Source organism: Mesorhizobium sp. M7A.F.Ca.CA.001.10.2.1, from assembly GCF_003998575.1.
In the GTDB taxonomy this organism is placed as follows: domain Bacteria; phylum Pseudomonadota; class Alphaproteobacteria; order Rhizobiales; family Rhizobiaceae; genus Mesorhizobium.
Genome location: NZ_RZQY01001213.1, coordinates 1 through 729, shown reverse-complemented (window position 1 = coordinate 729; position 729 = coordinate 1). Strand labels below are relative to the sequence as shown.

Sequence of the window (729 nt, the reverse complement as noted above, 5' to 3'; positions counted from 1 at the left end):
CAATGTCGGCATTGGCGGTTCGGGCGGCTCCGGCAACGATGCGGCGTTGTTCCGCCTGGATGACGGCAACAACGTCATCGGCGCCGGCGTGCATGTCGACAATTCCGGGGTAATCCGGACCCAGGGCTTCAATTCCATCGGTATCCTGGCGATGTCGGTCGGCGGCGGCGGCGGCGGCGGCGGCGCGGCTTCGACCGACGAGGAGATCGTTGGCGGAGGCAGCGAAGGCGAGACGTCCGTCGGCATCGGCGCGGCGATCGGCCTCGCCGCGGGTGGTGCCGGCAATGGCGGCACGGTCTCTGTTACCAACCGGAGCCTGATCGTGACCGACGGCGCCGATTCGTATGGTATCAGCGCCAACTCGATCGGCGGCGGTGGTGGTGTCGGCGGCTCGGCGACATCGGGCGTATTGGGTAAATATGCGATCGGTGGGGCGCTTGGCGGGGCAGGCGGCGGCGGTGGCAGCGCTTTCCAAGTCGACGTCTTCAATCTCGCCACGGCCGGCATCTGGACCCAGCAGGAGCGTTCCATCGGCATCTTCGCACAGTCGGTGGGTGGCGGCGGTGGCGCCGGTGGCGCCGGCGAAAGCACCGGTCACACCGATGAATCGGAAGTCAGTGTCAACCTGTCACTGGGCGGGTCCGGCAACGTTGGCGGTAACGGCGGCAAGGTCAATGTCGAAAACAGCGGCTGGATCCAGACCGAGAAGGCCTATTTGCACGGCATACT

Annotated in this window: 1 pseudogene; it reads left to right on the top strand. The window is 66.4% G+C overall.

Annotation, left to right across the window (positions count from 1 at the left end):
• A pseudogene (locus EN964_RS39185) lies at nucleotides 1-729 on the top strand (hypothetical protein); the annotation flags it as partial.